Annotated in this window: 20 protein-coding genes; 12 read left to right on the top strand and 8 right to left on the bottom strand. The window is 45.9% G+C overall.

What is annotated here, in order from left to right; translation table 11 throughout:
• The first annotated feature begins 61 nt into the window (after window positions 1-61).
• The 8 genes from L3Q72_RS16155 to L3Q72_RS16120 all read left to right on the top strand — a co-directional run bounded on the left by L3Q72_RS16155 (window position 62) and on the right by L3Q72_RS16120 (window position 10,131).
• A complete protein-coding gene (locus tag L3Q72_RS16155) occupies window positions 62-3,382 on the top strand; it encodes an efflux RND transporter permease subunit (protein WP_275133192.1) in 3,321 nt (1,106 codons plus the stop codon).
• A complete protein-coding gene (locus L3Q72_RS16150) occupies window positions 3,379-4,425 on the top strand; it encodes an efflux RND transporter periplasmic adaptor subunit (protein WP_275133191.1) in 1,047 nt (348 codons plus the stop codon). Before L3Q72_RS16155 ends, L3Q72_RS16150 begins: the two co-directional genes overlap by 4 nt.
• Before the next feature lie 373 nt (window positions 4,426-4,798).
• Window positions 4,799-6,919, top strand: coding sequence for an anaerobic ribonucleoside-triphosphate reductase (gene nrdD / locus L3Q72_RS16145; RefSeq protein ID WP_275133190.1), 2,121 nt, complete (start codon window positions 4,799-4,801; stop codon window positions 6,917-6,919).
• 4 nt (window positions 6,920-6,923) lie between these two features.
• Complete coding sequence (nrdG, locus tag L3Q72_RS16140; RefSeq protein ID WP_275133189.1) at window positions 6,924-7,391, top strand: anaerobic ribonucleoside-triphosphate reductase-activating protein; 468 nt, start codon at window positions 6,924-6,926, stop codon at window positions 7,389-7,391.
• Window positions 7,392-7,513: 122 nt separating this feature from the next.
• Window positions 7,514-7,666 (top strand): hypothetical protein, encoded by a 153-nt coding sequence (locus L3Q72_RS16135; RefSeq protein ID WP_275133188.1) that lies wholly within the window; start codon window positions 7,514-7,516, stop codon window positions 7,664-7,666.
• Between the two features lie 144 nt (window positions 7,667-7,810).
• Window positions 7,811-8,086: a hypothetical protein gene (locus L3Q72_RS16130; RefSeq protein ID WP_275133187.1), complete on the top strand. Its 276-nt coding sequence runs from the start codon at window positions 7,811-7,813 to the stop codon at window positions 8,084-8,086.
• Window positions 8,087-8,180: 94 nt separating this feature from the next.
• The gene (locus L3Q72_RS16125) at window positions 8,181-8,852 is read left to right on the top strand and encodes a response regulator transcription factor (protein WP_275133186.1); all 672 of its coding nucleotides are present in this window, start codon (window positions 8,181-8,183) and stop codon (window positions 8,850-8,852) included.
• Between the two features lies 1 nt (window position 8,853).
• Window positions 8,854-10,131, top strand: a complete 1,278-nt coding sequence (locus tag L3Q72_RS16120) for a HAMP domain-containing sensor histidine kinase (protein WP_275133185.1) — start codon at window positions 8,854-8,856, stop codon at window positions 10,129-10,131.
• Here the strand turns inward: L3Q72_RS16120 and L3Q72_RS16115 are convergent.
• The 4 genes from L3Q72_RS16115 to L3Q72_RS16100 all read right to left on the bottom strand — a co-directional run bounded on the left by L3Q72_RS16115 (window position 10,121) and on the right by L3Q72_RS16100 (window position 16,697).
• The gene (locus tag L3Q72_RS16115; RefSeq protein ID WP_275133184.1) at window positions 10,121-13,207 is read right to left on the bottom strand and encodes an efflux RND transporter permease subunit; all 3,087 of its coding nucleotides are present in this window, start codon (window positions 13,205-13,207) and stop codon (window positions 10,121-10,123) included. The two genes, L3Q72_RS16120 and L3Q72_RS16115, sit on opposite strands and share 11 nt — an antisense overlap.
• Entirely contained in the window at window positions 13,204-14,349 is a 1,146-nt protein-coding gene (locus tag L3Q72_RS16110; RefSeq protein WP_275133183.1) for an efflux RND transporter periplasmic adaptor subunit, read from the bottom strand. Before L3Q72_RS16110 ends, L3Q72_RS16115 begins: the two co-directional genes overlap by 4 nt.
• Window positions 14,346-15,245 (bottom strand): ABC transporter six-transmembrane domain-containing protein, encoded by a 900-nt coding sequence (locus tag L3Q72_RS16105; protein WP_275133182.1) that lies wholly within the window; start codon window positions 15,243-15,245, stop codon window positions 14,346-14,348. The genes L3Q72_RS16110 and L3Q72_RS16105 overlap by 4 nt, the downstream gene beginning before the upstream one ends.
• A 240-nt stretch (window positions 15,246-15,485) precedes the next feature.
• On the bottom strand, window positions 15,486-16,697 hold the full coding sequence (locus L3Q72_RS16100; protein WP_275133181.1) for a radical SAM protein: 1,212 nt from the start codon (window positions 16,695-16,697) through the stop codon (window positions 15,486-15,488).
• Window positions 16,698-16,897: 200 nt separating this feature from the next.
• Between L3Q72_RS16100 and L3Q72_RS16095 the strand changes: the two genes are divergently transcribed.
• On the top strand, window positions 16,898-18,082 hold the full coding sequence (locus L3Q72_RS16095) for an amino acid aminotransferase (RefSeq protein ID WP_275133180.1): 1,185 nt from the start codon (window positions 16,898-16,900) through the stop codon (window positions 18,080-18,082).
• 30 nt (window positions 18,083-18,112) lie between these two features.
• Window positions 18,113-18,889 (top strand): RimK/LysX family protein, encoded by a 777-nt coding sequence (locus L3Q72_RS16090; RefSeq protein WP_275133179.1) that lies wholly within the window; start codon window positions 18,113-18,115, stop codon window positions 18,887-18,889.
• A 33-nt stretch (window positions 18,890-18,922) separates the two neighbouring features.
• Here the strand turns inward: L3Q72_RS16090 and L3Q72_RS16085 are convergent, their stop codons facing one another.
• Window positions 18,923-19,531, bottom strand: coding sequence for a DUF2238 domain-containing protein (locus L3Q72_RS16085; RefSeq protein WP_275133178.1), 609 nt, complete (start codon window positions 19,529-19,531; stop codon window positions 18,923-18,925).
• Between the two features lie 195 nt (window positions 19,532-19,726).
• Here L3Q72_RS16085 and L3Q72_RS16080 point away from each other — a divergent pair, with 195 nt between their 5' ends.
• Window positions 19,727-20,308 (top strand): DNA-J related domain-containing protein, encoded by a 582-nt coding sequence (locus L3Q72_RS16080; RefSeq protein ID WP_275133177.1) that lies wholly within the window; start codon window positions 19,727-19,729, stop codon window positions 20,306-20,308.
• A gap of 38 nt (window positions 20,309-20,346) precedes the next feature.
• On the opposite strand, the gene L3Q72_RS16075 is transcribed toward L3Q72_RS16080, so the two are convergent.
• The 3 genes from L3Q72_RS16075 to L3Q72_RS16065 all read right to left on the bottom strand — a co-directional run bounded on the left by L3Q72_RS16075 (window position 20,347) and on the right by L3Q72_RS16065 (window position 24,773).
• On the bottom strand, window positions 20,347-21,993 hold the full coding sequence (locus L3Q72_RS16075; protein ID WP_275133176.1) for an ABC-ATPase domain-containing protein: 1,647 nt from the start codon (window positions 21,991-21,993) through the stop codon (window positions 20,347-20,349).
• Window positions 21,994-22,059: 66 nt separating this feature from the next.
• Complete coding sequence (locus L3Q72_RS16070; protein WP_275133175.1) at window positions 22,060-23,955, bottom strand: EAL domain-containing protein; 1,896 nt, start codon at window positions 23,953-23,955, stop codon at window positions 22,060-22,062.
• A gap of 218 nt (window positions 23,956-24,173) precedes the next feature.
• Window positions 24,174-24,773, bottom strand: a complete 600-nt coding sequence (locus tag L3Q72_RS16065) for an arylesterase (RefSeq protein ID WP_275133174.1) — start codon at window positions 24,771-24,773, stop codon at window positions 24,174-24,176.
• Here L3Q72_RS16065 and L3Q72_RS16060 point away from each other — a divergent pair.
• Window positions 24,772-25,443, top strand: a complete 672-nt coding sequence (locus tag L3Q72_RS16060) for an ABC transporter ATP-binding protein (RefSeq protein ID WP_275133173.1) — start codon at window positions 24,772-24,774, stop codon at window positions 25,441-25,443. The two genes, L3Q72_RS16065 and L3Q72_RS16060, sit on opposite strands and share 2 nt — an antisense overlap.

Genomic DNA, 25,443 nt, shown 5'->3' with positions numbered 1-25,443 from the left:
ACAATAGTTAGCTCTAAATAAAGCTAACAAACTTTCTTACAAAGAGAATAAGGGAGGAAAAATGAAAAAAGAATTGAAAGCCAACGTTGTCCAAAAAGTGATGAACAGTTTTTTTCCTCCCATTCTTATTCTGCTGGCGCTGGTTATCGGCGCCGCATCCCTCTGGCTAACGCCTAAGGAAGAGGATCCTCAGATCATCGTGCCTATGGCGGATGTTTTGATTCAGGCTCCTGGTCTTAGCGCACGACAGGTAGAAAAACAGGTCACAGAACCGTTAGAAAAGCTTCTGAGCCAAATTGATGGTGTGGAGTATGTTTACTCCTCTTCTATGAGAGGCGCTGCTCAGGTTATTGTCAGATATTTCGTTGGTGAGCAGCGCGAAGATGCGCTGATCAAGCTTTATAACAAGCTCTATTCCAATCAGGACAAAATACCGTCTACCGTCAGCAACTGGATGGTAAAACCGGTTGAAATTGATGATGTGCCAATTGTTATCGCCTCTCTTTATTCCACTAAGCCTGAGCAAATCGGTACCTATGAATTAAGACGTATTGCAGAGCAGGCAACACACAGGCTCAAAGCGCTGGACAGCACCAATGTTGTTAAAGTAACAGGTGGTCAGCCAAGAACGGTTGAAGTGGCTCTTGATGCTTCTTCAATGGCTGGCCGTAGAACCAGCATTGAAGATCTGAGAAATGCTTTCGCGCTGACTCATACGAAACAGGAGTCCGGGTTAATTCATCAGTCCGGTAATGTTTATCAGCTGGAATCCGGCCAGTTTTTCCAAAACGCAGAAGATCTGAGCAGACTGGTGGTGAATGTTGTGGATGGTAAGCCTGTCTATCTGCAGGATGTGGCAACCATTACCGACGGTCCGGAAGAGCCTCAGACCGATACCTGGTTTCAGTATGGTCCGTCAGAAGGCGAGCCAAGTGAGGTCTATCCGGCGGTATTTATCTCTGTTGCCAAACAGAAAGGCTCAAATGCTGTAGCGGTTTCAGAAAGTATTTTGCATGAACTGGAGCAGATAAGGCAGACTCAGTTGCCCGATGGCGTTGAAATCAGCATTATCCGGGACTACGGCCAGACTGCAAGTGACAAGGTAACTAATTTGGTGTCCAGTCTGGGTATCGCTATCCTGACCGTTGTGGTCTTTGTGGGGCTATTCCTGAACTGGCGAAGCGCACTGGTGGTCGGGATCGCGATTCCAATCAGTTATGGCGCGGCTTTAGGTATGGACCTAGCCTTTGGCTATTCAATCAACAGGGTAACGCTGTTCGCGTTAATCCTGGCTCTGGGCTTAATTGTTGATGACCCGATTGCCAGTATCGATAACATAGAGCGCTATCTGAAAAGAAAAGATCTTTCCCGTACCAAAGCTATCGTTATGGCGATGGCGGAAATCCGCAGCGCGCTGTTGATGTCGACGGTAGCCATTGTCATCGTATTTACCCCTATGTTCTTTATTACCGGAATGATGGGGCCTTATATGGCACCTCTGGCATTTAACGTTCCTGTGAGTGTTATTTTCAGTACCTTTGTTGCCTTTATGATCACGCCCTGGCTGGCGAAGAAGATTCTCAGAGCTGCGGAAGATAAAGGTGCCTACGATGTTAAAACCACGCTTTTGTATAAGTGGTATCAGAAATTGCTGACCCCGCTGTTAAACAGCAGGGGAAAAAGCTGGGGCTTCCTTGGGATTGTGGCACTGCTGTTTTTTGCTGCGGCCATGCTGCCGGCTATGCGTCTTGTTCCGCTAAAACTGTTGCCGTATGACAATAAAAACGAATTTCAGATAGTGCTGAATATGCCTGAGAAGGCGAGCTTTGTTGAAACTTCAAATGTTCTTAAATCGTTTTCTGATTATCTGGTAACCGTACCTGAAGTCACCTCGGTATCCGGGTTCTCAGGTGTCGCTTCGCCTATGGACTTTAACGGAATGGTTCGTCATTACTTTATGCGCTCTCTTCCTAATCAGGGGGAGTTGCGAATCGTGCTGGCAGAAAAAGACCGACGTCATCATCAGTCTCATGAAATTGTTACCCGCCTGAGAAATGATTTAGAAGCAATCGCTGCACAAAATGGCGCAGATATTCAGCTGGTTGAAATGCCACCCGGACCTCCGGTGATCTCAACCATTGCGGCGGAAGTGTATGGTAAGGAAACGACCTCTTACACCAGATTGCAACAGCAGGCTCAGATCGTTGCCGACAGACTGAAACGCGAAGAGTTTGTCTCAGAAGTCGATACCTCCATTCAGGGTGAGTATGAGACCTGGCAGTTTATTGTTGACCATGAAAAAGCGGCGCTTTCTGGTGTTTCTGTTTATGACGTCAATCAGACGATCTCTGCCGCAAACAAGGGCTTTGTTCTGGCAAACCTTAAGGCGGAACGCGAACTCAATGAACTTCCGATTACTATTCGCTTAGCAAATCAAAACAGAGACGATCTCAATGAGCTGCTTTCTTTATATGTTCGCGGTCAGGCGGGGATCAGCAAGCAGTTGGTTAACGGAGCCCTTGTGGACGCACCACAGCCTTTGGTTCAGCTTTCTGAAATCGGCCGCTTTGTAAAACACAAAGCCGATCAGCCGATTTACCACAAAAACCTGAAACCTGTCGTTTATGTCTATGCTGAAACCTCGGGCAGGGTACCTGGTGAAATTATTGCCGATGTACTGGCCGATCATGATGGCGAGTCTTCAGATAAACGTGTGCCGTTAAGTGAACGCCACTACTTCAATAACGGGGCAGGAGACGCCTGGTCTGTGGGTGATGATATCAGCGTTGTCTGGAGCGGCGAGGGTGAATGGAAGATCACTGTGGACGTATTCCGTGATTTAGGTATCGCCTATGGCGCGGCGTTGCTTGGCGTATTTATTGTCATGCTGGTGCAAACCGGCCTGCCTGCTGTGTCCGGGATTATCATGCTGGCTATTCCGTTAACCGTTATCGGCATTATGCCCGGTTTCTGGTTGCTGGATTCGTTAAGCAGCGAAATTAATGGGTATCCGAACCCTGCGCTGTTCACCGCCACAGCTATGATTGGCATGATCGCACTTGCCGGTATTGTGGTGCGTAACTCTCTGGTCCTTATTGAGTTTATCCAGCAGTCGCTTGCGGCCGGGATGCCACTGAATGAAGCTCTGATTCAGTCAGGAGCAGTAAGGATGCGGCCAATCTTACTGACAGCAGGGACAACACTACTTGGTAATGTGGTCATTACGCTGGATCCTATCTTTAACGGGCTGGCGTGGGCGATTATTTTCGGTATTGCTGCATCCACAGTGTTTACCTTGTTTGTTATTCCGGTTGTGTACAACATGGCTTATAAAAACGTTGAAGGGCATGGCCTGCCGCTTCAAGAGGAGGAAGAAGCATGAAGACGTCAAAACTTTTTTTAGGTGTCGTTTTATTTTCTATTCTTGGCGTACTTTTCCTGTATATGGCGGGCTTCTTTACTGAAAAGCTGCCGGAGCAGAGAATCGTAAAACTTTCTGATCTGCAGGGCGCAAAAGTTCATGTTCTTGAAGAGCAGATGATCCCGCTAAAAACTTCATATACCGGCACCGTAGTGGCGGACCAGAAAGCCACAGTGTCAGCCAGGTTGACGGCGAAAGTCGCAGAAGTCCTTGTGGACGTGGGCGACATGGTTAAACAGGGTGATGTACTTATGAGGCTGGAGAGCCGGGATCTGGATGCAAGGGTTAAGCAGACAGAGCAGAGCCTCTCCTCGGCGCAAGCCAGGCTAAACGCTGCACGTAAAGAGTACAAAAGAGTGAAAGAGCTGGTGTTAAAGAAACTCTTGTCACAATCTGAGTTTGACCGCGCTGAAAGTGAGCTAAGAACGGCTCAGGCTAATTTCAGACAAGCGGAAGCGACGGTTGTAGAAGCCGAGACAACCTATGGATTTAGTGTTATCACAGCGCCATTTGATGGTCAGGTGACGCAACGTCCGGTAAATCTTGGTGATACGGCGACGCCGGGGATGGAACTTCTGCGTATGTACAATCCCGCCACGCTTCAGCTGGAAACCAGTATCTCTGAAAGTCAGATCAAAAATGTAAGGCTTGGAACAGAGCTGGAATATTCTATCCCCACACACAGTTTAAACGGTAAAGGGAAGGTTGTAGAAATATCACCGGCGGCTGATGCAAACTCCCGCAGCTTTATTGTGAAGCTGTCTATGGACAGCGATCAGACCATCTATCCCGGCTCCTATGGCAAAGTAACACTTACTGCCGGTGAAGTCAGTGGTGTTATTTTACCCGGTGACGCCATTTATCAGGTTGGTCAGCTTGATTACGTCAAAATTGTTGAGGATGATCAGGTGAAAAGGCGTTTGGTTCAGCTGGGGAAAAACAATATCGTCAGAAAAGGCGTTTCAGCAGGAGACAAATTGTTACTTAATCCGTTAACTTATTAAGCTAATCCTATTGGTGGCTGTTTAATAAATAATCAGCCACCAATGCTGCAAAAAAGTGATACCAAATTGGATGTCAAACGCAAATAATTCATAACAAAAACACTTGCTTTCCTCTCAGCTCCCGCGCTTAAAGACACCAGCAAAAATCAACCCTGATTTAGCAAAATTTTAATGAAAAATGACTTTATTGCCATACCTTGATCTTACGCACTAAGATCGATTTGATCTTGTTCGCTGCTTACTGTTTTTTGATCTAAATCAATACTTTTATAGTGCGCTTCTCGTTTAATACGCCACTACATATTGTGTCCAAGATAAAATTTAAAGCCCTATATAGTGTGTTTGTTAATATTGTTAGGGTAAGGAGTTAAAATTGAAACTAGTCGTTATCAAAAGGGATGGCTCCCGTGCGCCGTTTACTAAAGAGCGTATCATTGCAGCAGTGGAAAGCTCAGCGACTTATATTGATTCCGAAGTCATCTCCTACGCTAACTCTGTAGCGGAAAAGGTTGAATCTCTTCTATCAGACCGTTACGAAGTGGATATTGGCGAAATCCAGACACTGGTTGAAAACGAAATGATGCAGGGCCCATACAAGGGCATGGCTCGTGCGTATATCGAGTACCGTCACGATCGCGATATCGCCCGTGAGAAGAAAAGTGCACTTAGCCAGGAAATTCAGGGTCTGATTGAACAAAGCAACGCAGACCTTCTGAATGAGAATGCAAACAAAGACGGCAAGGTCATCCCGACCCAACGTGACCTGCTGGCGGGTATTGTGGCTAAGCACTATGCCAAAACCCACATTCTGCCAAGAGATATTGTACAAGCACACGAAAACGGTGATATCCACTATCACGATTTGGACTACGCACCATTCTTCCCTATGTTTAACTGTATGCTTATCGACCTTCGCGGCATGCTTACACACGGCTTTAAAATGGGCAACGCTGAGATTGATACTCCTAAGTCTATCTCTACAGCAACAGCCGTTACGGCACAGATTATCGCTCAGGTAGCATCTCACATTTATGGTGGCACAACCATTAACGGTATTGATGAGATCCTTGAGCCATACGTAATGGCGAGCTACGACAAGCACCTTGAAATTGCAAAAGAGTGGGATATCCATAACCCTGAAGCCTTTGCAACTGCGCGCACCGAGAAAGAGTGTTACGACGCATTCCAGTCTCTGGAATATGAAGTAAACACGCTGCACACTGCAAACGGTCAGACTCCTTTCGTTACCTTCGGCTTTGGCCTTGGTACAAGCTGGGCATCAAAGCTTATCCAGGCATCCATGCTGAAAAACCGTATTGCCGGACTGGGTAAAAACCGTAAGACAGCGGTATTCCCTAAGCTTGTGTTTGCAATTAAAGACGGACTGAACCATAAGCAGTCTGATCCAAACTATGATATCAAGCAACTGGCGCTACAGTGTGCCTCTAAGAGAATGTATCCGGATATTCTTAACTACGACAAAGTGGTTGAAGTAACGGGTTCATTTAAGACGCCTATGGGCTGCCGAAGCTTCCTGAACCCTCATGAGGAGAACGGTGAGTTAGTTCATGATGGTCGTAACAACCTGGGTGTAGTCAGCCTGAACCTTCCTCGTATTGCGATCAAGGCAAACGGTGACGAGCATAAGTTCTACCAGCTTCTTGATGACAAGCTGCAGCTTGCGCGCCGTGCACTGGAAACGCGTATCAGCCGTCTGGAAACGGTTAAAGCGCGTGTTGCACCTATCCTTTATATGGAAGGGGCGTGTGGTGTACGTCTGAACCCGGATGACTCTGTGGCTGAAATCTTCAAAAATGGCCGTGCATCGATTTCTCTTGGTTACATCGGCATCCACGAAACGATTAATGCGCTGTACAAAAACTCTGGCCACGTATATGACGAGCCAGAGCTGGGTGAAAAAGCGGTTGAGATTGTTAGCTTCCTTAAGCGTGCGGTTGAATCGTGGAAGAACGAAACAGGCTATGCGTTCAGCCTTTACGGCACGCCAAGTGAAAACCTGTGTAACCGCTTCTGCCGTATCGACACCAAAGAGTTTGGTATTATCGACGGCGTAACAAATAAAGGTTACTACACAAACAGCTTCCACCTGGATGTTGAGAAAAAGGTTAACCCTTACGATAAGATCGATTTTGAACTGGATTATCCGCCATTATCAAACGGTGGCTTTATCTGCTACGGCGAGTTCCCGAATATGCAGCAGAACATTGAAGCGCTGGAAAACGTATGGGACTACAGCTACAGCCGTGTACCTTACTACGGCACAAACACGCCAATTGATGAGTGTTACGAATGTGGCTTTGAAGGCGAGTTCGAATGTACCAGCAAGGGCTTTACCTGTCCTAAGTGTGGCAACCATGACTCAACCAAGGTCTCAGTAACACGCCGCGTATGTGGTTATCTGGGTAGTCCTGATGCACGACCTTTCAACCTGGGTAAGCAAGAAGAAGTGATGCGCCGGGTGAAACATCTGTAACATCATGAATTATAGTCAGTATTATCCTATTGATGTTGTTAATGGTCCGGGCACACGTTGCGTTCTGTTTGTGTCCGGCTGTGAGCATCAGTGTCGGGGATGTTATAATCAGGCTACCTGGTCGCCAGACTCTGGAGTTCCTTTTACTCCGGAGATGGAAGATCAGATCATTAATGATCTGAATGATACCCGTATAAAGCGCAGAGGCTTGTCTCTATCCGGTGGCGATCCGCTTCATCCTGCAAACCTTGAAGCCATTCTGAAACTGGTAAAAAGGGTTCGAAGTGAGTGTCCGGGTAAAGATATCTGGGCCTGGACCGGTTATCTGCTGTCGGAATTGACTCCGGAACAGAAGCAAGTAGTCGATCTTATCGATGCGCTGGTTGATGGAAAGTTTGAACAGGAAAATGCCGACCCAAGCCTGAAGTGGCGTGGAAGCTCCAATCAGATTATTCATCAGTTTAAGATTTAGAGTTTAGAACTATTAGAAAGCCGACTTTATTATGGAGTCGGCTTTTTTTGTTTGTCTGACTTAACGAAATGTTAACCAACGGATTGCTATTCTCTATTTATACGTTGAATAAGAGGTCAAACATGGGTACCTGGATTTTAGAAACATTACTTTGGTCACTGGTTACTGTTGCGGTTTGCGTAGTGATCTGGGGAATTAGCGTTGCAAATATTCTTATCGCGCTGGCAATTTCGATAGGCATATCATTGCTTGTAGGTAACAGTTGGCGCTCTTAAGGCTCAGGATATATTGCTGTCCAATCTTAGGTATTTTCAATCATTTAATTGGTGTAAAAAGTAAGCTTCTTCTATCATTTTAAATGAAGTAATAGCTCACGACCCTGGCCGTGAGTTCAGTATTTTATTGGAGTCGTTTTGTATATGAGCAACATGATGCAAGTCATCCGGGAAAGATGGAAGACCATCCTCGCACTAGTATTAGCAATCATCGCTTTTAAGTTTAATTTAATGTTTGTCTGGGGTATTTTCTGTCTGTTTTGGGCCGTTCAGAATATCCGGAATAGGGAAGCCTATTTTGTCGAAAGGATCGAGCGTGATGAAAATCCAGTGTTGTACTGGATAGTTGTTGGCATATGGGGAGTCACCGGAATAACTTATTTTTTTATGGATGAAATGCTTTTAGCGCTTATTAAATAGCCTGTTAATTAAAAAAACCACCGAACTACGGTGGTTTTTTTTAAGATCAGTTACTCTTATCTTTGTAAAAGAAACGTAATTTCCCGGAATACAAATGAAAATCAACGCACTGATTATTGAAGACGATCGCGACCTTGCTGAAGCCATCAGCGATTATATGGAGCTGGATAATATTGAATTTGATTTTGCGTACAATGGTGAATCTGGGCTGACACTGGCGCTGGAAAACCAGTACGACATTATCCTGACCGATATCAATATGCCAAAGATGGACGGCCTTGATGTTTGTCAGACTCTTCGTCAAAAAGGCATCAGCACACCCATTCTGATGTTAACTGCCCGGGATTCACTGGATGATAAACTGAAAGGCTTTTCGGTAGGATCGGACGACTATCTGGTGAAACCTTTTGCCATGGAAGAGCTGAAGGTTCGTATGCAGGCGCTGGTTCGCCGCACTCTGGGAACGGTGCAGCAACTGTCGGTTGCCGATTTGGTGATAGATCTGGATAAACATGAGGTAACGCGGGCAGGGAAAATGATATCCATGCCTCCTGTATGCTGGAAAATGCTCGCTTGTCTGATGCAACACAGCCCGAATGTGGTTTCAAAGTCAACGCTTGAAGAGGTGGTCTGGGGCGACAGTTTACCGAGTCCTGACAGCCTTAAGGTGCATCTGTTTAAGTTGCGGCAGGCGGTGGATAAGCCCTTTGATACAAAGTTAATTCATACCGTACATGGCGTCGGAATAGTGGTTCGAGAGCCGTAATATGAAAGGGATTAGCATTAAACGGGATATCTATCTCTATCTTTTCGGCCTTGCTATCAGTCTGATTGCTATCTACAGCCTGATGATCAACCAGAGCTATAATGTTGGCCTTAACGAGTCCGCAAAATATGCATTTATGTATGAAGTAAGCCTTGTCGAACAGGAGTTTTTAGCTACAGGTGAAGTTCCCCGTCGTGCGGATAGCAGCACCTTTCAGGTGTTTACTGACTACGACAGCCTTCCTGCTTATATTCGGGATAATTTTGATTGGGAACGCTTTGAAGAAGATGTGATATACGATAGCTATCTTTTGGCGACTCCAGACAAAGCGGCACAGTATCTGTTTGCCTCTTATCACATGCTTAAAGGGAGTGATATCACGCTTTTTCTTGTCTCTGAGTATGATGAGGATCTTTACTACGCGCTGCTGGAAGCCGATCCCCCAGAGTCTATAAATACATTTAATACCATAGTCGGCGGCATATTAATGTTGTTGGTATTTCTGATTATCCGTCTGTTAATTCACCGGCTTACCAAACCAGTTTTGAGTCTGGCGAATTGGGCTGAGTCACTTGATCTTAAAGATACATCGCAGATTGAAAACCTTCGCTATAGCGAAATCAATTTGCTTTCACAACAACTGGTTTCCAGTATAGAAAAGCAGCGGGAAGTTATCGAAAGAGAGGAGTTTTTTCTTCGGGCGGCAAGCCATGAAATGAGAACGCCTATCGCGGTTATTTCTGCCAGCTCAGAGATGCTTGAGCGGGTGAAGGGCGATCTGCCTGGTAGCAGTCAGCGGGCAATAAGCCGTATCAACCGTTCTGTAACCGGTATTCAGGGGCTGATGACTACTTTACTTTGGCTTTCCAGAGAAAAGAGTGAGGACCTTGCTACCAAAGATATTCCACTTCACGATCTCGTGGAAGGTATTATAGAAGAACATAGCTATCTGATTAAGAACAAAGAGCTTGATATAGCGATAGAAGGCCGTGGAACTCTTAGCGATCAGGTTGAGATTCTGGTTCGCATCGTGTTTATGAACCTTATCAGAAATGCAATCCAGCATACTGACGGCGGCAGGATTTCTGTCCGCCTTGATGAAACTGGTGTTGTTATTGAAAATCCGTTTTCAGTGACAAATGATAAACAGGGTAGTGATGTTTATAACACCAGTTTTGGTGTAGGCTTGTTTCTGGTAGAAAAAATATGCCATAAACAAGGGTGGCAATTTAAACCTGTTCAGGAAAAAGACCGCTTTATGGTTAGCGTCAGGTTTTAACTGACGCAGTGACATACCTTGTGCTGATTTTTGGACTGTGAGTGCAGCCCAGAAGAACCGGAACAAGGATCAGCGTAACAGCAGTGGCAAACAACTCACCAAATACCAGAGAAACAGCAGCAGGTTTCAGATATTGTGCTTGCTCCGCATTCTCACTCAGCAGCGGCAGGAGCCCGCAAACCGTTGTTACCGTGGTAAGAAAAATCGCCCGCATCCGGCTGGTGCCAGCTGTAACTAAAGCCTGATTTAGCGGAATACTTGACCGGTATTGTGAGTTAAAGCGTGTCATCAACACCAATGAGTCATTAACCACTATGCCGGTCATTGCCATCATGCCGAACATAGACAGAATACTGATAGGTAAATCCATCAGGTAGTGACCAAAGATAGCACCGGCAAAGCCGAAAGGTATAACCGCCATAATTATAAGTGGCTGCCAGTAGGATTTCAGGGGTACAGCCAGAAGAATGTACACCAGTAAAATGGTAAGGATCATTGCGGATTTAAACCCTTGCTGTACTTCCCCCATCTCTTCAAATTCGCCTGCAGCTTTGATGGTCACTCCAGGGAAACGTCTCTGTATCGATTCGATAGCCGGTTTGATTTTTTGCAGGGTCTTCTCCGGAGACTGAACGCTTCTGTCCTGGTTCCAGTATACATTGACTACCTGCTCACGGTTCCTGCGGTATAAAACCTCAGGCTCCCGCTCAGTTCTTAATGTCGCAACCTCACCCAGAGGAACCGTCTGACCATTTGTCAGCATAACCGGAGTGTTTATAAGCTGAGCCTGCGTCATACGTTCACTTTTCGGGTAACGGACAATCACTTTTGTTTCCATGCCCTGATCCAGCAAGCGGTGAATTTCTTTATGACCAAATGCCTCTCCGGCAAGGTGTGCAATTTTGTCCTGCGTTAGCCCCAGTTGACGGCCATAGGCATTCAGCGTGATCCGAATTTGCTCCTGTCCGCCTTTGCCGTCATCATAGATATCAGCAACGCCCGGCTGTTGTGCTAACTGACGCTCCAGCTCTTTTGCAGCCTGTATGGCCAGTTTGCGATCGGATGCAGAAACGGAAACAAAAGTCCCTCCGGCTGGGGTGTCTGCCGCAGAGAATTTCACTGAGTAGGCTCCCTCAATTGTCCCGGTCAGCCTGCGCCACTCTTTGGTCAACTGGTTGCCCGGCAGGTTTGATAGTGCCTCACTCCTGAGTTCGGCTGTCACTTCAATATCACCGTATCCGTCTGACCAGCCAAGCAGGTTCACTAATGGACGGTCTTTTAGTTGATAATCCTGTTGCAGTGCTTTATTCAGATGCAGAGCTGCGCTTTCCAGTCTGGTTAACGCTTTAGCCTGCAGAGGCAGTGGTGCGCCATCTTCTAATGATACTTTCGCTGTTACGTAACGTCCTGGAATTTCGGGAAAAATCGCACTTCGAATTGCACCTGTTGACCACATGCCATAAGCCAGAATGATAAAGGCACTAAATCCGAGTAGTGAAGCAAACTTGTTTGCCAGTGAATGTTCAAGTAACGGACGGTAAAATTGATTATTTGCTTTGTCCAGCCCCCGTTGTGCCAATGACTGAATACGCGCAATTACTCCTGCTTTTCCTTTTTCTGATTTCATTTCAGCCAGATGGGACGGCAGGATAAACTTACTTTCAACCAGAGAGAAAAACAGCGCAAAAATAACCACCGCCGAGAAGCCGGCGAGTATCTTAGCAAAATCATTATTGATCCAGAGCATAGGCGAGAATGCTGCGATTGTTGTCAGCACACCGAAAACAGTAGCGACAGAAACGGAGTGAACACCTTTCCAGGCTGCCAGTTTTGAGTCACCGGTTTTATTTCGCTCTGAATAAATAGACTCACCCACTACAACGGCATCATCAACCAAAATACCCAATACCAGAATAAAACCGAACAGGGTGATATCGTTGATGCTGTAGTTCATTATTTTCATCGCACCCAGTGTGCCGCAAAGTGCAATGGGGATTCCGGCTGCTACCCAGAAAGCCAGTTTTAGCTCAAGGAACAGACCCAGGAGAACAAGCACAATCAGCAACCCCTGCCATGCGTTATCTCCTAAGCGAAATAGCTGATCTTTAATATATGGAGCCATGTCGGCCATGGTAGACAGGGATACATCATAGGGTAAACGTCCTTGTTCCGCTTTCAGCGTTTCCCTGATTGCCTGACTGATATGTAGCAGGTTATCTGTCTGGCGGGTACTAACCAGCAAAGCGATGGCATTTTCGCCGTTGTTACGGACAATGGTACCACTCTCTTCGTATCCCCTGTTCAGTTTAGCTATTTCGCCTAATTGAATGGTTCCGGAGAGGGTTGAAAGAATTTCCAGAGATCTTAGTTTTTGCAGATCATCGGCATAACCATCTGCACGTACTATCATGCGCCCTCTATCGCTCTTAAGCTCACCGGTTTTTGCTTCCAGTGATGACTGTTCAATTCTAACGGAAAGATCTTCAAGGCTCAGGCCGAGATTGCGAAGTTTATCAAGGTCAGGCTCTATGGTTATTAAAGGGCTGCGACTGCCCCAATTGGATACTTTGGAGATCTTTGGGTGCTTTTTTAGTGCCAGTTCAACCTGTCGGGCGATAGGTTGTAATTGTTCATCTGATCTGGGAGACGAGATAACCACAAAAGCGGCAAGATTAGTAAATTCATCTCTTATCACCTGAGGGCGTTCAGCCTGAGCCGGAAAACTACTGATCGCATTTACCTGATTTCTTATATCATCAAGAAGTTTATCCAGTTTAGCGTCACTGGTTTTCTTTACATGCACCGTTGAAAGTCCGGCAGAAGACTGACTGGTGATTTGCTTGATGCCACCGATGCCGCTGATCGATTCCTCAATTCTCTGGGTAATACTCTCATCTATCTGCCTGGCCGTCCCACCGGGGTAGGCGACATTAATAACAATACCGGATGGTGCGATTTGCGGAAATGATTCCACGCGCAACTGACCATAAGCCAGAACTCCGCTAGCGATGATTGCAAACATCAGCAGATTGGCGGCAACAGGATTGTCGATAAACCATTTTGTCAGCCAGTTCATTGGTTATGCTCCTTATTCTTCACTAGTGTGTCAGTGCTCAGTTCAGGGGAGACCTCAATTCCAGCGATCATTGAAAGCAGCGGATAAGAAACAACTAATCTTGGCTGATCCGGGTTATGGTCAAAAATGACGTAGGCGTGATCCCGGTTTTCTTTAATTAGTCGGATGTTTTCAAGACAAAGCTTATCTTTGCGATCCAGTGTCCAGACCTGACCATCGCGGGTAAGGGCACTTTGCGGAATTCTGCTGACCTGATTGTATGGGGAAAGTCCAATTTCTACCGTTACCTGCTGATTTGGCAGCAGATGTGGTGAAGTCTGGAATGGGTCATTTACTGCCAGAACAATTTGTCTCTGACGGCTTGTGTTATTTGCCTGCGGGGAAATATAGCGGACCGATGCAGCGTATTTTTTACCAAGTTTGTCTGTTACCTGAATTCTGGGTGAGTTAAGCGCAGCATTGATGTCTGCCCACTCTTGTTCGGAAACCGGCATGTGAACATCAAGGCTGGTACTGGAGGCGAGCTTGAACATATTCTCACCAGGTTCAACTTGCTGACCCGGACCAACTGTACGGGCCAGAACCACTGCATCGAAAGGGGCAACAATGATGGCATCTTTCATGTGCTGACTTGCACTTTTATAGGTTTCTCTGGCCTGTTGAAGCTGTGCTTTTGCAGAGGCAATTTGTGGTTCTCTGCGAGCGTAAGCCGAGCTGTTTTTTTGTGACAGCATTTTTAGTGCCACGGTCTGTTCATGCAGCTCGCGTTCAAGGTTGAGTTCTGCCTGTTTCACTGCACTGTAGGCTTGTGCCTGCTGTGATTTCAGGTGTGTGGTATCAAGCTTAGCCAGAACATCCCCTTTCCTGAATAATGTACCAGGTTCTGATTGGGGGTTTAGCCATACTAATTTTGAACCGGCAGGAGCCTTAATCTGAACAGGCCAGCGTACAGAAGTGGTTCCAAGCAGGCGGATGTCCGGAGTGTAAGCCCGGGGCACTGTTCTGGTAACAGTAACAGGTTGCTTAACCGCCTCTTTCTGAATAGGAGTGTCCGGCGTTGGTTCTAAAGCGATCACCAATACACCGGCACAAAGAAGCAGGCTAAGACTTAAAACAACCGGAAAAAGTTTTTTCAGATTCATGATTTATCCACCGTTTGCAATTGAATCAAACCGTTATTGCCATTCAGGCGTCGACTGATTTCAGTGAGGCGAGACAGGGTTTGTAAAGTAACCGGCAGCAATACAGCTGCTTCAACAAATTCCAGCGAATAGGTAGCGATGGAAAAGATCTGACCTGCAGTGGGATGATTGATAAGCGTTGAAAGCCATAGGTTAACAATAACAAAACCAAACAGAACCAGGAAAATCAGCCCATAAACGACGGCTTCAGCATCGGAGATCAGAACCTCCCGGCGTCTGATACGTTCCAGGTGACGACGAATGCCACGAAATGGGACTTTGGATAATATGGCGACCTGTTGCTCCATGCGGTTATTAAGGGAGGTGTACAGACGCATAAAGTAGTCGTGAAAAAGCGCGTAGATAATCAGCATGGCTATACCTGCGACAACCGCACTTAATCCCAGTTGAATTTGAAATGCACCAAGAATAATGACGGAGGCAATTAACTGAATCACAGAAGTCATTAAAGGTGGAATGTCGTTTTCAAGGAAATCAACCAGCTCCCGTGACATATCTAAACGGGCATTACGAACCGAGATATTATTGACATTTGACGGATGGGTGCTCATTTGGGCATCCACCGCTTCCCCTATATCAACTCTGATTGAGCCATATGCACGGGTATCATAAAAGCGTCTTGCTACAGCAACCAGTGTTAGCAATAGCAGTAGGGCAGCTAACTCAAAAAGGCGGGTTAGCTCTTCGGTAAGAAGATCATCGATGGCAAACCCCATAAAAAGCGGTAATAGCACTGTAAATACATTTTCCAGTGCGACCAAAAACCAGGTAATTGCCACTTTGCGCTTGTTGTGTGTAAGGATTGACCTGACGGTAAATTTTGTAAATTCGGGCACGATAAAGGCTCCTATAAGATGGAACCTGAAATATAGGTTGGTGGAGGTAAATATTTGGTTATCTCTGAAGTCCGGATTTAATTTGTTGAGTGTTAACCAAAAATTTACCTTACTTGTTTTAGATGAAGGGGTCAGGGCTAGTGAGCTTATCTTGAGGACAGATCGGATAATGCTCACGGTCTTAGCATTTCCAACCACTTTTTGGGCACCCTTGCGGTGCCCCTTTTTTTATTTGTGAACTTATTTAAACCATTTTTTTAGTTTTGCGGTAAAGCCAGAGTTTTGTTTCCAAACCCAATAGATTCCCTCTTCAAGCTCTGAAGCTCCGATATTCATTGGTTGATAAACCGTGTGGCTGCCATCATATTTTGACCAATCTTTGGTCAGCAACCTCTGCTCTTCATCAAGCTTTTTAAAGGTATCTGAGCCCGGAAATGGGATGATGTTATGCGGAATCACTCTGTCCACATTGATCTCATCAACGAAGTCCTGTGTCTGTTTGAAGATTTCCGGCGTATGTTCGTCAAAGCCAAACAGGAAATCGCCCCATACTTCTATGCCGTTGTCCCGAATCTTCTTAATGTAATCTTTCATTTTTGAAGGCTTAACAAAACCTTTTTTCGATGCTTTCAATGCATCTTCCGACGGTGTTTCTATACCAAGAAGCACGGCCTGAAAACCGGCCTTTTTAGCCGCAGCAAGAAGGTCGTCATCACGGGCAATCATAACGGTAGTTTCTCCATAAAACTTCATCTTAAGCGGAGCCAGCGCTTCAAACAGTTGTATAGCATAGGCTCTGTCATGAGTCAGGTTATCGGAGTGCAGTTCTACCCATTGAACACCAAGCTGCTTCAACTGCTTAACTTCTGCAACAATATTCTCAACCGGTCTTTGCTTGAACTTGTTGAAGAATTTATGCACCAGGCAAAAACTGCATTTGTGTGGGCAGCCCCTTGTCACAACGACTGACCAGGTGTAGTTGTACTTTGATGGTGGAATAACATCTGTGGGATAGGGCTTAAGTGTCGCCAGATCTACGGGTTCATCACTTTGATAAATATCTTTCAGAACACCGTTTTCAACATCGGACAGCATTTGTTCCCAGTAGTTTTCAACTTCACCAAGCAGAATACTGTCCGAATTTTCAGAAGCTTCTTTTTGCATAAACATGGTGTGAAGTCCGCCTAAGACAACGGTTTTTCCCCTGGCTCTGAATTTTTCTGCCAGTTCGTAAGCCCGATACGCATCTGGTGTCGACATAAAGATAACCACTAAATCCGCCTTGGATTTCATATTGGTTTTCATGCCGATGGTTTCATCTGTCATTTCCAACTGATATCTTTCCGGGGTTGCTGCAGCAGCTGAAAATATATTTTGTGGTGGTCCGCCGGTCTCGGCTTTGTACTTTGAGTAGTCACTACCGGAAGATGCTTTAATTAAATAGATTTTCATTCTTTTTGCCCTTGTTCATACGATGGACTCAGATTAGCCGGTTAATGGTTAACTTTTTGTTATCTTTGCTCTGGGTATGTGCCTTTGATGATTATAATCCAGATTTATGACTGGCAGGATAACAAAAATCCCTTCCGATATTTTGTAACTAATGATAACTTGGCGTCATTAACAATGAATTTCAAAGGGTTGTGACTTTCATGTTTTCACATCTACAAGCACCTCAGCAGGACACTATTCTTTCTTTAGCTATCGAGTATAAAAACGATCCCCGACCGGAGAAGGTTGATTTAGGTATCGGAGTATACAAAAACAGCCAGGGTGAAACCCCGATTATGAACGCTGTTCAAGAAGCGCAGAAAAAAGTTATTGCTTCTCAAAATACAAAATCCTACGTCGGTTTGGCCGGAAGCGAAGAGTTTAACCAACGAATCACTGAATTGCTTCTTTCCGGTACGTCCGCTATGTCCCGTGTGAGCGCAATTCAGACACCTGGCGCTAGTGGCGCACTACGTATGCTGGCCGATCTGATGAAGTTTGCTCAGCCAAATACGACTGTCTGGCTAACGGATCCAAGCTATGTAAACCACCGGCCGATTATGGCTGCAGCCGGATTAAAGGTTAAGTTTTACCGTTACTTCGATAGTAAGACTAAGCAAGTTGATACAGCAGCTATGCTGGAAGATCTTTCAGGGGCAGGAAAAGACGACGTGGTGCTAATGCACGGTTGTTGTCACAACCCCACCGGAGCAGATATAAACTTTGATACCTGGAAAATCATTACTGAGCTGTCACAAAAGAATGGGTTTACACCCTTTGTAGACATTGCTTATCAGGGCTTTGGTGACGGACTGGAAGAAGATGCCATGGGCCTGAGATATATGGCTGACAATCTGGAAGAAATGCTGATTACAACCTCATGCTCTAAGAACTTTGGTCTGTACCGGGAAAGAACCGGTGCTGCTATTGTTGTGGGTAAGTCACTTAAAGACGCCACGAATGCTAAAGGTAAATTGCTGACACTTGCCAGAACCACTTACACAATGCCGCCAGATCACGGGGCTGCTTTGGTAAATACCATTCTTTCTGATGATGCACTTAAATCAGTCTGGGCATCTGAGCTTAGTGAAATGCAGCAAAGATTAGTTTCTCTCAGAGAGGCGTTGTGTAATGAGCTGAAACTGGTGCATAAATCCGATGAGTTTAACTTTATTAAAGCTCATAAAGGTATGTTCACTATGTTGGGATACTCACCAGCGCAAATGACCGAGTTAAAAGAAAAATTCGGCATTTATGGTGTCGTGGACGGCAGGATCAATATCGCAGGTTTAAAAGAAAGCGATATCAGTTATGTAGCGAATGCGATAGCCTCGTTATCAGAATAACTTAAGAGCCAAAAACGGCCGGGGATAATAATGATTAAAAGGGATAATCTGTTAGTTATTGCGCTTTGTGGTGGTATGGCAGCCTGTTCCTCTTCCGGATTTCATGCTAATCAGCCAACAGATCCGGAAGTGACGGAGCCACCGGAGCTTATCGAGTCTGAATACGGTTTAATTCTCGAACCAGATTTACTCGAAATAGCCGAAGCTGACACCCCGGCAGAAAAGGAGCTGGCCGTTGAAGTAAAAGCCCCTGAAATGGTTCCTATAGCCGAACCTATTCCCGAGCCAGTGGCTGAAGAGGTGGTTATCGTTGAGCCTTTTACAGAAGCTGAACCTGTCAACGAGCCGGAGCCTGCACCAGAAGCGAATTCAGGACCACTAAAAACCGAAGAAGGCAAACTGATACTGGGTAGCAAAGAGTGGGTTTATGTTCCCAATTTTGGCAATAGCTTTGTTGCCAGAATCGACGCCGGTATCGCCAGTTCTTCCGCCAGTACTACAGATATTGTCCACTTCGACAGAGACGGACAAGAGTGGGTCAAATTTAAAATCCGTCACGGGATGAATGAGTCGGAAGAGGTCAGTCTGCCTGTGATTGGCTGGGTTGAAAACGAGCTGAAATCAGGTGAAAAACAGCCTGTAGTTAACTCCTGGATTCAGTTGGGCGATATGAGTGAAACGATCAATCTGACTCTTGTCGATGCTAAATATATGAGATCTGCCTTTGTTCTCGGAAAAAATTTCTTCGACAAATTTGCTGTAGTGGATGATAAAAGGCAGTTTATACAGCCAAAAGTGAAAGATTAGTTCAGAAGCCCGGTTTACCGGGCTTCTTTTTTTTTAAGCGTTGATTTTATTCCGGCTCATGCCGAATAAAACCAATGAACTAAGCGCACCTAAAGTGTCACAAAGCATATCCTTTTGTGCGTCCCAAATATCGCCCTGGGATCCCAGAAAGGCAATACCTTCATCGCCACCAGCCAGTTCGGCGTACCACCACTCGATAATTTCATAACCGGCAGCCACACTCATAAGCGCAAACAGGCCAAACAGAGCCGATATCAGTTTATTGCAGTAGTTGTTCCGGTACAGATACTCTGCGATGGGGTAGGCATAAAAACCAATGGAAAAATGAGCAACGCGGTCGAAGTTATTTCGCTCAGAGCCAATCAGCTGATTAAACCAGTCGAAGGGGACTTCGGCGAAGGTGTACTTCGAGCCTATGGTATGCATAAAGATCCAGACAAACATCAGCACATAAGCCGTGGTACTAAACCGGTGAACACGGGAGATAAGAATAATGGCCACAACGGCAGCGGCAACCGGAATTATCTCAGCAACCCAGACAGCCCGGGATAAAGGAGAGACGGCTGCGAAGATAAAAACAAACGAATAAACCAAGAGCAATAATTTTAAGGCCTTGCTCATACCGGTACTTGTGTTAGTCATAGAGAGGTTCTCTTTTTTATTAACTCACTGCATTCTACAATATATTGAACACTGTTCAATTAAATTATATCAACTGTTTTTAACCTTTGCTCAAAATTAATGTTAACCTAACCGTCAGGAGAATTACTTCACGATATCACCGAGTTAAGCTGTAAAATGAAATCCGCCCTAGCCACTATCGATACGAATAAGCAAATGGAAAATCCGTTAATCTGGCCAATTCTGGAAATACTGGAAAAGCAAAATGATGGCTGGAAAGTGCATACTTTAGCCGCCAGTTTAGGCCAGTTAGACATCATGCCGGTTCTGGATCAATCGGCAGAAAAGGATCTGTTTAAACGCAATTTCCTGATAATGAATGCCTTATACCAGCTTCAGGAAGATCTTCATCCTGATGTCTATGTTCAGGTTGAAGCGATGGATATCCGGTTAATCCGGACTGATATCAATAAAAAGGATTCGGTTTCAAACGATGATCCTCTAAGAGACTATTACACCAACTGGGCGAACTATGAGGCAGAAGAGGGGGAGGTCAGGCGTCTTCTTCGGGACTTCTGGACCCGCTACCGAAGGCATGTGGGCAGTAGCAGCATTTCTGTCTCCAGAACTGAAGCGCTCAGGATTTTTGAACTACGGGAAGACGCGAAACCTGCTGAGATCCGTAAACGCTGGCGGGCACTGGCGTTAAAATGGCACCCGGACAGAGACAAAGGCAATGCCGAAAAATTCAGAAAGTATTGTGAAGCCTGGACAGTGTTGAAAACTCAGGAAGATTAATAGAGCAGACACCTGCGTATCTGCTCTCTGTCTTTTCGCTATTTAAAATTCGCTTTTCTCAGACGGTTTAGAGCGGCCATCACATCAATGGTTCTTGGCTTTGCCAGATCACCATTATTTGGCATATTACGGCTCCATGATTCGTTCAGGTAGCTGTCTATTTCCTGCTTAAGGTTCTTTGACCAGCCCGGCATTTGTGCAATCTGGAACCAGACCCAGCCAATGGCATTAATTTCATTGGCTGACTCAATCTGCTCCATCGCCGAAATATCCACATACTCCTTACCAAAGCGCAGTGAATCAGTTCCCTTTGCGTTTACGCGGAATTTGCCGTCGGTAAGAATAGCCTGAAGCGCAGAGCGGTTAACAGAGCGGGGTTTTACTTTCGCCAGTTCCGTTTCCGCCTCTTTTTCTCTTTGGGTCGGGTGCTGACTGATCACCTGCTGCGCTTTTTCCGTCAGATCAACGGCCTGATAATCGTGCATCTGAATCACGGTATCTGCCACATCAAGATAGTCTCCTGAGCCGCCCATAACCATCAGAGTTGAGATACCCTGAATATCTCTTAGCTGGTCAATGCGATCCACCAGAGGCGTTATTGGCTCATCGCCCTTGGAAACCAGTGCCTGCATGCGCTCGTCACGAATCAGGAAGTTGGTTGCTGAAGTATCTTCATCTATCAGAAGTGCACTGGTGCCCGCTTCAATTGACTCTTGCAGCCAGGCTGCCTGCGAAGTTGAGCCGGATGCATCCTGAGTTGAAAAGTTAACCGTATCTCTGCCCATAGGAAGGTGATTAATGTAGTTGGACAGATTCAGGCTATGCACACAGCGGCCATCTTCTGCTTTTATCTTCATAGAGTCAGCAAGAGTCACCACGGTTTCTCTGCCATCATCCGGGATATGATCATAAACAGAACGCTCAATAGCATTTAGCAGAGTAGATTTACCGTGAAATCCACCGCCAACAATAAGGGTGATGCCTTTGCGGATCCCCATACCCGTTACAGCGCCTTTGTTAGGCACATCCAGAGTGATTTCCAGCGAAGCAGGGGACTGAAACGGCACGGCGTCTTTCATCGGCAGATCACTGTTACCGGCCAGGCGTGGCAAGACAGAGCCGTTACCAACAAACGCAACCAGGTCGTTATCTTCAAGCTGAGAGCGAAGAGACGCCTGATCTTCAATGGTTTCGCAATGACGCTGTAGTGCGTCTTTATCAAGCTCTCTTTCCAGAGTCGCCTTGCGAATATACTTAGGCAGGTGGAAAGTCAGAAGGTTAATTGCCTTCTTAGCCAGAATACTACGCCCATCGGCAGGCAGATCCACTCTGAAGCGCAGCTCTATGCCTTCTTCGGTAAAAAGTACTGCTGTGTTGTCTAAAACCGTCTGACCGGTTAAAGCCACAGAAACCGCTGAGTCATGTTTAGCAAACAGAGCAAAAGAGCGGGCGATAAAGTCACGCGCTGCAATTTGATAGGCCGAAGATTTGTCTTTCAGCCAGGCAAGACCTGTCAGAGACCATGGCCGGACAGCCCGCAGGCGGGACGCCGGTGCATAAGGATCGGGCTGAATATTATCGATGTAAAGCTCAAAGTCCTGATAGTCGTAGCTGCCTTTTATCTGCTGATAAGCTCGGTAGTTCTGTTTTTCGAGTTTTTTAAGCTTTGCGGTTAATTGATCCATAGTCTTCATTTATCGCTGAACAGGGGCGGCGATTATAGTTAACCGCGCCCCATTAATCAAAATGAATCAACAAACGATATGGTGAGAGGACTGCTGAATAAAGAAATCACTGAACTCCTGCGTATCCATTGGTTTGCCGTACAGATAACCCTGAGCAAAATCACACCCTTCATTCACCACAAACAGCTCCTGATCCACAGTCTCAATGCCTTCGACAGTCACCAGCAGATCCATCTTTTTAGCCACCTGAATAATGGAGTGCATAATCTCTTTGTCTTCTTCTTTGTTGGCTATGTTCTGGATAAAACTCTTGTCAATTTTGATGTTAGTGAAAGGGTATTTTTTAAGATAACTGAAAGAGGCATAGCCGGTTCCGAAGTCATCCAGTGACAATGTCACGCCTAAGCTTTTCAGCTCCTGCAAAGTTTGCTGAGCCAGTAACTCATTGGAAATCAACGCACTTTCCGTTATCTCCAGCTCAATATAGCTGGCCGGGAGCTTGTAGGTTTCCAGCAGATGTTCAAGTTGCTCCACAAACTCTTTGTTTTGCAGCTGAACGGCGGAAACATTCACGGCAACTTTAAAATCCTTAATGCTCAGGTACCATTCACTGGCTTGCTCTATGGCCGATCTGAGAACAAAATTACCCACCTCAAATATCAGTCCGTTTTGCTCTGCCATCTGAATAAGCGTTTCATTAGACACCACGCCAAGCTCAGGGTGATTCCAGCGAATCAAAGCTTCTGCTCCCTTCCAGCCGCCGTTTTGCAGGTCCACTTTAGGCTGGAAATAGAGGATCAGGTCATCATTACGTACCGCCTGCAAAAGATAGCTTTCAAGCTTATTCACATGATTTTGGGTTGCAGATAGCTGGCTTGAGTAGAACATATACTTCTGCCCGGACTCTTTGCAGGAGAGCATGGCCTCTCTGGAGTGCAGGGTCATATCTTCGGCATTTTCAGAGTCTGAGCTGGAAGAAACGCCGATATAGGCGTGCAGGTGGATTTTTTCATGGCCCAGTTTAAACTCTGAATGACTCAGCTCCAGCAGGCGGTAACAGAAGTTCTCAATAAACTGACTGGAAGCGGGTGCCTCAATGGCAATAGCCAGATCAACAGGACCAATTCGCCCGGTCCAGGCATTGATGGAATCAATAGTGCCAATCCGCTCGCGGTACGCCACGATCAATTCACTGAGCGCTCTGTCGCCATATCTGGCCTGAATTCTTCGCCCGTTGGTAAAGCCGATTTGTACCAGAAAAAGATGAGTGTCGTCCGCAAGCGCTTCAAGTTTATCGGTCAGTTTTCGTTTAAGCGCGTCATAGTTCAGAAAGCCTGTGGAAATATCATGAGACTTCTGATAATTGATTTCCTGCTCAGCGGCACGGCGTCTGTCGATTTCCTGGCTCAGGGTATAGTTAAGACTGGCCAGATCCTGGGTACGCTTTTTCACCCGGCTTTTCAGCTCTTCATTTAACCTTCTCAGCCTTAGCTGCTGAAAAATGGTCGTAAGCTGAGACTCCACCTGGTCCCTGAAAGTATCGATCAGCGCTCTTGTGGTGCCGTTAAACTGATTCGCTTTGTTATCAAAAATACAGATGGTGCCGAAGACACTGCCATCCGGCCAGTTAATTGGTAGTCCCAGGTAGGCAAACATACCAAGCTCTGCACTTGGATTTTCGCGCCACATTGGATCTTCACGACAGTCTGCAACATGTAACTCTTTTTGATGCTTTATAACATGCGCACAATAGGTATTGGCGTCCAGAGGCACGGTATCACCCGGACTGAAAGGCGATACATTGCTTTCATTACAGCACCACACTTCAATTTCTTTGATATGAGCCCGCATAATCAGAGCGGCGGGAACTTCTGAGATTTCGGCAAGCAGCTTCATAGCCTTTTGCCAGCTGAAAAAGATATTTTCAGGAATAGACAGATTTTTTGTATCAATTCGATTCATTTATTGCACCTTTCCATGTGCTTATTACTTCCGGTATAAGCCCGAAAACTCTTCCTGAGTTTTCCAACCGGGCTCATTTTTAATTATAAGGTGATCTTTTGACTAGTTCTGATAAATCCTCACAAAATTGGTCAAAAAACGGCAATCTAAGGTTTAAGTGCTTCAAAAATGACCAGGATAACGGGTTTGATTTCCATGGATTCGATCTTTTGGGCTGATTAGTCCAGATAGAGTGAAAGATTGTCGGCAACATAAGCGGCAATCCATGGCTGAGCTTTTTCATTGGGATGCAGGCCATCACCCATCATCCATTCCTGCTTAAGAATCACCTGTTCAAGGAAGAAGGGCAGTAGCGGCACCTGATGACTGGATGCCAGAGTATCATAAACACTGCTAAAGGCCTGGCTATAGCGTTTTCCGTAGTTTGGCGGCGTCTGTATCTGCATCAGGGCAGGGTGTGCGTCTGAATTTTGGATCATAAGAATCATCTGGTTCAGGTTCTTTTTAATCAGGTTAGGGTGAAAGCCGCGCAGGCCATCGTTTGCACCCAGTTCAATCAGAACCCAGTCAGGCGAATGTTCGCGAAGAAGATCAGGCAAACGGTCAAGGCCGTTTCCTGTGGTGTCGCCTGAAATGCTTGCGTTTATTACATTGTATTCAAACCCGCGCTCTTTTAATTCAGACTCAAGCCTGACAGGCCAGCTTTTTTCTACTGGCATCTGATAACCAGCACTTAAACTATCACCTATGATTAATAATGTGTTACACCATACTGAACCGGAAAAAAGAATAACTAACAGGGAAATAAATCGAATCATGCCAGAGTCCGTTATTAAAGCTGAATCCATTGCTAAGCTAGTTTCTACCAATAAAGAACATTTAACAATCCTGGAAGATGTGAATCTTGAGATTTGTGAAGGAGAGACGGTCGCTATTGTTGGTGTTTCGGGGGCGGGAAAGTCCACATTAATGACCCTGTTGGCCGGACTGGATGTGCCAACTAAGGGCGATGTTTACCTTCTTGGCCAGTCTATGCTCTCTCTGGATGACGAGGAAAGGGCGCAGCTGAGGGGGACTTCTATCGGCTTTGTCTTCCAGAGCTTTCTGCTGATAGACAGCCTTACGGCACTGGAGAATGTCACCTTGCCTTGTTTGTTAAAAGGTGAAAATGAAGATACGGAACGCGCGAAAGAGCTGCTGGCATCGGTCGGTCTTGAAAAGCGGATGAATCATCTGCCTTCTCAGCTGTCAGGCGGCGAACAGCAGCGCGTTGCGCTTGCCCGCGCTTTTATGATCAAACCTAAAATTCTTTTCGCCGATGAACCTACCGGCAACCTTGATCAGCACACGGCTGAAAAAATCATCGAGTTGCTTTTTGACCTGAACACTCAGCACGGAACCACACTGGTACTGGTTACCCATGACCAGGATTTAGCCGATAAGTGTCACCGGACCCTTCATATGCGCGCAGGTAAATTGGAGGAATAA

It is taken from the genome of Vibrio sp. JC009 (assembly GCF_029016485.1).
In the GTDB taxonomy this organism is placed as follows: domain Bacteria; phylum Pseudomonadota; class Gammaproteobacteria; order Enterobacterales; family Vibrionaceae; genus Vibrio.
This window is presented reverse-complemented; position numbering and strand designations above follow the sequence as displayed.